We start from the raw sequence: 6,993 nt of genomic DNA, 5'->3' as shown, positions 1-6,993 counted from the left end.
CGCCGCCTGATGTTCGGCTCGATCGATTTCCAGGTCGATCTCGGGATCGAGGGCGACGATGAAGAGTTGCTGCACTACCGTTCAGAGCTGGTGCTCGCCTCGCGCCTGGCCGGCATCGCACAGCCGGTCGACGGCGTCACTACCGCGATCGACAACCCGGATGTCTTGCGCAAGGAAACCTTGCGCGCACGGCGCTTCGGTTTCGGCGGCAAGCTCTGCATCCATCCGCGCCAGGTGGAGCACGTCAATGCATTCTTTGCGCCAACACAGGAAGAAGTCGCGTGGGCGCGCCGCGTGCTCGCGGTGGCAGGCAATCCCGACGGCGCTGCCGTCGCGCTGGACGGCAAGATGGTGGACCGGCCGGTCATCCTGAAGGCGCAGCAAGTGATGGCAGAATACGAGGGCCGCGGCGCAGCCGCGCGATGAACGACGGGAGACGGAGAGCCATGCAGATCAGCAACAGTCAGGCCGGCGCACTGCGCGACGAACGCGAACTTTATGCCGGACTGCTGCCGGAGTGTGCGCGGATACTGGAGCTGGGATGCGGCACCGGGGAAAAGACGCGCGCCATCGCCCGCGATTATCCGCAGGCATCCATCCTCGCGCTCGAAGTCGACCGCATCCAGCATGAAAAGAACCTCGGGCTGACCGGCTTTCCGAATATCCGTTTTGGCGTCGGCGGCGCCGAGCGGATTCCAGCCGGGGACGCGACGGTCGATATCGTGTTCATGTTCAAGTCGCTGCACCATGTGCCGCTCGCGCTGATGGACCAGGCGCTGGACGAGATCCGGCGCGTGCTGGTGCCGGGCGGGATCGCTTACATATCCGAGCCGGTGTTCGCCGGCGAATACAACGATATCCTGCGCCTGTTCCACGATGAAGGAATGGTGCGCGCCGCTGCCTTTGCCGCGCTCGAACGCGCGGTGGCGTCCGGCAAGCTGGAACTCGTGGACGAAATCTTTTTCAACGCGCGGCTGCGCTTTCCCGACTTTGCCGCCTTCGAGGAAAAGGTCATCGGCGCGACCCATACGCGGCACCATCTGTCGCCGGCGCTGTTGGCGGAAGTCCGTGCGCGCTTTGCGCCGCACCTGACGCCTTCAGGCGCTGAATTCCATACGCCGATGCGGGTGGATATTTTGCGCAAGCCGGGATAACTGTTATTGGTAGGGTGGGTAGAGCGAAGCGAAACCCACCACGCGCTCATTTGGCGTTGTTCCCGCGGGTTTCGCTTCGCTCTACCCACGCTACGATTGGCGGTTTACTGCGCTTCCGTCTCGGCCTTGCCCGCGCGGGTGCAAATGAAATCCACCAGCTCCCGCGCATATTGCGGCAATGTCCCCAGCTTCTGCACGACCACGCTGCGTTCGCGCGCCGCCCACGGCTCTGTCAATTGCACGATCACCAGCCCCATCGACTGCGCATAGCGCGCGGCGACCGATTGCGGTAGCACGCCGATGCCGACCTTTGCCGCGATCATCCGGCACATCGCTTCAAAACTCCGCACCTGGATGCGCAGCTTTAGTTGCTGGCCGCTCTCGGCAACGATGCGTGTGAGAAAGTGTTGCAGCGTGCTGCCTTCATGCAGCCCGATATGCTCGTATTCGAGCGTCGAAGCGAACGAGGTGCTGCCCGCTGCGGCGAGCGGGTGGTCCGGCGCGGCCACCAGCACCAGGTGATCAGTCGAAAAATTGAGGAATTCCAGCCCGGGCACCTGGTTCATTCCAGCGACGATGCCGATGTCGGCGGTGCCTTCCTGCACCGCGCGCACGATGTCCTGGTTCAGCCGCTCTTCCATCGCGACGTTGACGTGCGGATGGCGGGCGAGGAATTCGCCGAGAACTTCCGGCATGAATTCGGTCACTGCGGTGGTGTTCGCGAAAATGCGGATGTGGCCCTTGATGCCGTTGTTGTATTGCTGCATCTCGCTCTTCATTCGCTCGACCTGCTGCATGAACTGCTGCGCATGCACGAGCAGCGTTTCGCCGGCCGGCGACAGTTGCACGCCCTTGTTCTCGCGGTACAGCAGGCGCACGCCGAAGCGCGACTCCATTTCCTTCACGCGGTTGCTGGCGGCGGCCAGCGACAGGTGCATGCGTTCGGCCGCCCGCGTCAGGCTCTTCAGCTCCGCGATATAGATGAAAAGCCGCAGGTCGGTGAGATCGAAAAGCATGGACGGTACCTCGTGATTGGAGCAACGATTGTACTCCGGCATCACGCTTCGCGTGTCTCTCATAGCGCATGCTGCGATGCAGCAGTATCCACCTTAGCCAAGGACGGAGCCCCCCTTCCAAAAATGCAGATTGTCTCTCCATCTCCGCTGACGGAAACTCACTGCTCCTATATCGACAATCCATTGGAGAAGACATGTTCAGATCGAAGCTCACCCGTCTTGCTGCCGTCGCCGCATCGGCTTTTGCGATGGGCGCCGTCCATGCCCAGTCCGCGAAACCGGCCGAACTGAAGGTCGGCATCACCACCTTCATGTCCGGTCCCGCATCGGTGTTCGGCGTGCCAGCCAAGCAGGCGGCGGAACTGTACATCGAGCAACTGAATGCCGCCGGCGGCATCAACGGCGTCAAGATCGCGCCGACCTATATCGATGAAGGCGTGGGTACCGACAAGCTGCTGTCCGAGTACCGCCGCGTGGTGCAGGAGCAGGGCGTGCGCGTGACGCTGGCATCGATTTCTTCCGGCAACTGCAACACGCTGGCGCCAGTGGCCGAAGACCTGAAGGTCATGAACATCATGTGGGATTGCGGCACCGAAAAGCTGCTCGAAGACAAGCGCTACAAGTACGTGGTACGCACCCAGGCCAATGCGACGACGGAGATGGTGGCTTCGGTCCTGTACCTGCTGCGCATGAAACCCGATTTCAAGACCATCGCCGTGGTGAACCAGGACTATGCATGGGGCCGCGATTCGTGGGAACTGTTTTCCAATACGCTCAAGGCGCTCAAGCCGGACGTGAAGGTGGTCGCAGAGCTGTTCCCGAAATTCGGCGCAACCGACTTCTCGACCGAGATCAGCCGTTTGCAGGCGCTGCGTCCCGACGTCATCCTGTCCACCTCCTGGGGCGGCGACCTCGACACCTTCGTGCGCCAGTCCGCGCAGCGCGGCCTGATGAAGAATTCGCTGTTCGTGCTGCCGCTGGCCGAGAGCTCGCTCGAACGCCTCGGTTCCACATTGCCTGACGGCGTGATCGTCGGCGCGCGCGGCGACCACTACTTCCTGCATCCGGAACTCAAGGACGACCCGAAGCTGAAAAACTTCGTGCAAAAGTTCAAGGAAAAGACCGGCGCCTATCCGATCTATTCGGTCTACCACATGATCCAGGCGATCGATGGCCTGGCCGCCGGCTATGAGCGCGCGATCAAGGCCAACAAGGGCCAGTGGCCGAGTACCGAGCAGCTTGCCGATGCGATGCGCGGCGCCGAGTTCCGCGGCCTGACCCGCAGCGTGAAGATCCGCGACGACGGCCAAGGCCTGGAAGACCAGTTGCTGGGTGTCACGAAGAAGGTTGCCGGCTATCCGTTCCCGGTGCTCGACAAGATGGCGATCTACCCGGCCGATCTCGTCACCACGCCGGTCGGCCAGAAGTCGCCGGAATGGGTGAAGACCGTCAAGGCAGACCTGATCAACAGCCCGCGCATTAAGACCTATTCCGCGAGCGACAAGTAAGCGGTTGAATCATGAATCAAGAACTGTTCTTCCTTGCTATTCTTGACGGACTGTCGTACGCGGCGCTGCTGTTCCTCGTCGCGCTGGGCCTCACCTTGGTGTTCGGGGTGATGAACGTCCTCAACATGGCCCATGGCAGCCTGTTTGCCATTGGGGGTTACGCGGCGGCGACGGCAGGAGCATGGGCACTGGCGATCTCCGCCGGTCCGCTGTGGTCCTTCCTGATGCTGCCGGTGGTAGCCATCGTCGTTGGCGCGCTGTGCGGCGGGCTGATGGAGAAGTACCTGATGCGCCGCATCTACGGCAAGGACCCGGTGCTGCAATTGCTGGTCACCTTCGCCGCCTTCATGATCTTCGAAGACTTGCAGCGCATGATCTGGGGCACGCAGCCGTACTCGACCGTCGAACTGGTCAATTACCTCGGCGTGGCCGACGTCATGGGCATCACTTACACCTATTACCAACTGGTGGTGTTGCCCGGTGTCGCGCTGGCGGTGTTCTTCGCGTTGCGTTACTTCCTGCGCCATAGCCCGGTTGGGCGGCAGGTAGTGGCCGTCGCGCACCATCGCGAAGTCGCCACCACCATGGGCATCAACGTCAGGAAGATCTGTCTCTTGACCTTCATGGCCGGCTCGGCGCTGGGCGCGCTGGGCGGCGTGCTCGCGGTGCAGACCACCTCCTGGGTGTCCGGCATTGGCGCCGAAATGATCGTGCTGTCGTTCGCGGTGGTTGCCACCGCCGGCCTCGGCCAGATCGAAGGCGCGCTGGTGGCGGCCATCATGATCGGCCTGGCGCGCGCGTTCTCGGTATACCTGATGCCCGAACTGGAAGTGCTGGTGCCGTATTTGATCATGGCGCTGGTGCTGCTGGTACGTCCGCAAGGCCTGTTCTCAGTGGCCAAGGCGAGGAGGGTGTGATGTCCAAACAGGAAACAATCATGAGCATGGCCACGCCGCAAACTAAGGCAACCCACGCCGCACGCAAATCCGGCATGCCGTACACCACGCTGGCCGCCCTCGGCCTGACCGCACTGGCACTGCTGCTGCCACTGGTGCTGCCGTGGCTCAAGACCCCGGTCATCTTCGCGGCCTGCTTCGGCATCGCCGCACTGGGCGTATCAATCTTGATTCGCGCCGGGCAAGTCTCGTTCGGCCACGCGATGTTCGCCTGCGCCGCCGGTTATGCGGTCGCGTTTGCCGCGAAGTGGTGGACACAGCTTGACAGCGTCGCGCTGCTGTTCATCGGGACCGCGTTCGCCACCATGTTCGGGATGGTGATCGGGCTGTTCGTGGTCCGCTACCGCGAGATCTTCTTCGGCATGCTCAATCTCGCCTTGTCGATGGTGCTGTTCGCGGTGCTGGGCAAGTTCTTTCACCTGACCGGCGGCACCGACGGCATGCGCCTCGCACGCTCGACCTTCTTCGGCATGACGCTGGAACGCGACGGCTTCGAAACGGCTCTGCTGCTCACGGCCGTGGGAAGCGCGGTCGTCATCGGCCTACTGGTGCAGCGCTACCTGAACTCGGTGGCCGGCCAGGCGCTGGCGGCAATCAAGACCAACGAAACCCGTCTTGAATACGTCGGCCTGTCCACCTACCGCGTACTGCTGGTCGGCTATACGCTGTCGGCGGCGCTGTGCGGCTTCTCGGGCGCCATGTTCGTCGTCGCGCAAGGGCTGGTGACGCCGGAGATGGGTTACTGGGTGCGTTCGGGCGAATTCGTGTTCATCGCCATCCTCGGCGGCATCGCGCATCCGGTGGGCGCCTTCCTCGGCGCCACGCTGTTCGAGTTCGTCAAGCTGTTCGCGGCGGCCTACCTGACCGGCGCATGGCAGATGGTGCTGGGCATCGTGCTGCTGGCGGTGGTGTTCCTCGCGCCGGCCGGTATCTCGGGCGTGATCCTGCGCCGCCAGAAATCCAAGGGAGGCAAGCAATGAGCCAGGCGCTGTTGCAAACACAAGACCTGAAGCTGTCCTTCGGCGCGATCGTCGTCGCCGACAACATCAGCTTCGAACTGAACGAAGGCGAGCGCCTGGCCGTGATCGGCCAGAACGGCGCGGGCAAGACCACCTTCATCAACATCTGCACCGGGCTGGTTCGTCCGCACAGCGGCAAGGTGAAGTTCGACGGGCAAGACATCACCGGCATGGAACCGCGCCGGATCGCGCGGCGCGGCATGGCGCGCTCGTTCCAGCTGCCGCAGCTGTTCCTGGAACACTCGGTGCGCGACTGCGTGCGCATCGCCGCCGCCGGCAAGGCCGGCCGGCTGGGGATGTGGAGTCCGCTGGCGGCATCGGTGCCGGCCAACGATGTCGAACACGTGCTGGAACTGGTGGGCATGCGCGAACGCGGCGACGAGCCGTGCGAATCGCTGCCGGAAGGGCACCGCAAGCTGCTCGATATCGCGATGGCGCTGGTGCTGCATCCGCGCCTCCTGATCCTCGACGAGCCGACCAGCGGCGTGTCGACCGACGAAAAGCACGGCTTGATGGAAACCATCATGGGCGCGCTGGACGAAGCAAAGATTACTGCCATCTTCGTGGAGCACGACGTGGACATCGTGGAGAAGTATGCGACACGCGTGGCCGCATGGATCGCCGGGCGGGTCGCCGCCGACGGCACGCCGGACAAGGTGCTGAACGATCCGGACATCCGCAAGAACGTGCTGGGGGAATGACATGCTGAAGCTACACAACATCAGCGCGAAGATCGCCGGGATCACGGTGCTGCGCCATATCGAGACGGAATTCAAGGCGGGTAGCCTGGTGGCGGTGGTCGGCCGCAACGGCGCGGGCAAGACCACGCTCTTGCGCTCGATCATGGGCCTGATCCATCTGGAAGAAGGCCGGATCGAATTCAACGGACTGGACCTGGTGCAGGTGCCGGATTACCGGCGCACGAACATGGGGATCGGTTATGCGCCGGAAGAACGGGTGATGTTCCCGACGTTTACGGTGGAAGAGAACCTGCGGCTGCCGTGCGAAGTGCTGCGCATGCCGCGTCACGAAATCGACCTGCGGCTGGAAATGACGCTGGAGGTGGTGCCGCAGTTGAAGGACATGCTGCCGCGTTCGGGCGCGGCGCTGTCGGGCGGGCAGGGGAAGATGGCGGCGCTGGGCCGTGCGCTGATGGCGGGGCGCAACCTGGTGCTGCTGGACGAACCCTTCCAGGGCCTGGCGCCGGTGCTGGCAAACCAGTACGCAGAATCGCTGCGCCGCCTGCGCGACCTCAACCCGGAACTGTGCGTGATCGTCACCGAATCCAACGGCAGCCTGCTGCGCGACCTGCCCGACACCACCCTGACGCTCGAACGCGG

General features: G+C 63.3%; 8 protein-coding genes. 7 read left to right on the top strand and 1 reads right to left on the bottom strand.

Annotated elements, in window-relative coordinates; all coding sequences use genetic code 11:
- A partial coding sequence (locus tag AYR66_RS27725) for an HpcH/HpaI aldolase/citrate lyase family protein (RefSeq protein ID WP_170942400.1) occupies window positions 1-426 on the top strand: 426 nt, incomplete at its 5' end.
- Window positions 427-446: 20 nt separating this feature from the next.
- Complete coding sequence (locus AYR66_RS27720) at window positions 447-1,154, top strand: class I SAM-dependent methyltransferase (protein WP_088710754.1); 708 nt, start codon at window positions 447-449, stop codon at window positions 1,152-1,154.
- Between the two features lie 104 nt (window positions 1,155-1,258).
- Here the strand turns inward: AYR66_RS27720 and AYR66_RS27715 are convergent, their stop codons facing one another.
- A complete protein-coding gene (locus AYR66_RS27715; protein WP_088710753.1) occupies window positions 1,259-2,170 on the bottom strand; it encodes a LysR family transcriptional regulator in 912 nt (303 codons plus the stop codon).
- A gap of 194 nt (window positions 2,171-2,364) precedes the next feature.
- Here AYR66_RS27715 and AYR66_RS27710 point away from each other — a divergent pair, with 194 nt between their 5' ends.
- The 5 genes from AYR66_RS27710 to AYR66_RS27690 all read left to right on the top strand — a co-directional run.
- Window positions 2,365-3,678 carry an ABC transporter substrate-binding protein gene (locus tag AYR66_RS27710; RefSeq protein ID WP_088710752.1) on the top strand — a complete coding sequence of 438 codons (1,314 nt, stop codon included), beginning with the start codon at window positions 2,365-2,367 and terminating at the stop codon, window positions 3,676-3,678.
- Window positions 3,679-3,689: 11 nt separating this feature from the next.
- Complete coding sequence (locus tag AYR66_RS27705; protein WP_088710751.1) at window positions 3,690-4,595, top strand: branched-chain amino acid ABC transporter permease; 906 nt, start codon at window positions 3,690-3,692, stop codon at window positions 4,593-4,595.
- Window positions 4,595-5,614 carry a branched-chain amino acid ABC transporter permease gene (locus tag AYR66_RS27700; RefSeq protein WP_234815112.1) on the top strand — a complete coding sequence of 340 codons (1,020 nt, stop codon included), beginning with the start codon at window positions 4,595-4,597 and terminating at the stop codon, window positions 5,612-5,614. The genes AYR66_RS27705 and AYR66_RS27700 overlap by 1 nt, the downstream gene beginning before the upstream one ends.
- Entirely contained in the window at window positions 5,611-6,354 is a 744-nt protein-coding gene (locus AYR66_RS27695) for an ABC transporter ATP-binding protein (protein ID WP_088710750.1), read from the top strand. The genes AYR66_RS27700 and AYR66_RS27695 overlap by 4 nt, the downstream gene beginning before the upstream one ends.
- A gap of 1 nt (window position 6,355) precedes the next feature.
- A partial coding sequence (locus tag AYR66_RS27690) for an ABC transporter ATP-binding protein (protein ID WP_088710749.1) occupies window positions 6,356-6,993 on the top strand: 638 nt, incomplete at its 3' end.

Source organism: Noviherbaspirillum denitrificans (assembly GCF_002211445.1).
Classification (GTDB): domain Bacteria; phylum Pseudomonadota; class Gammaproteobacteria; order Burkholderiales; family Burkholderiaceae_D; genus Noviherbaspirillum; species Noviherbaspirillum denitrificans.
Note: the sequence above shows the minus strand (reverse complement) of the source record. Positions and strands in the feature narration are given on the sequence as shown.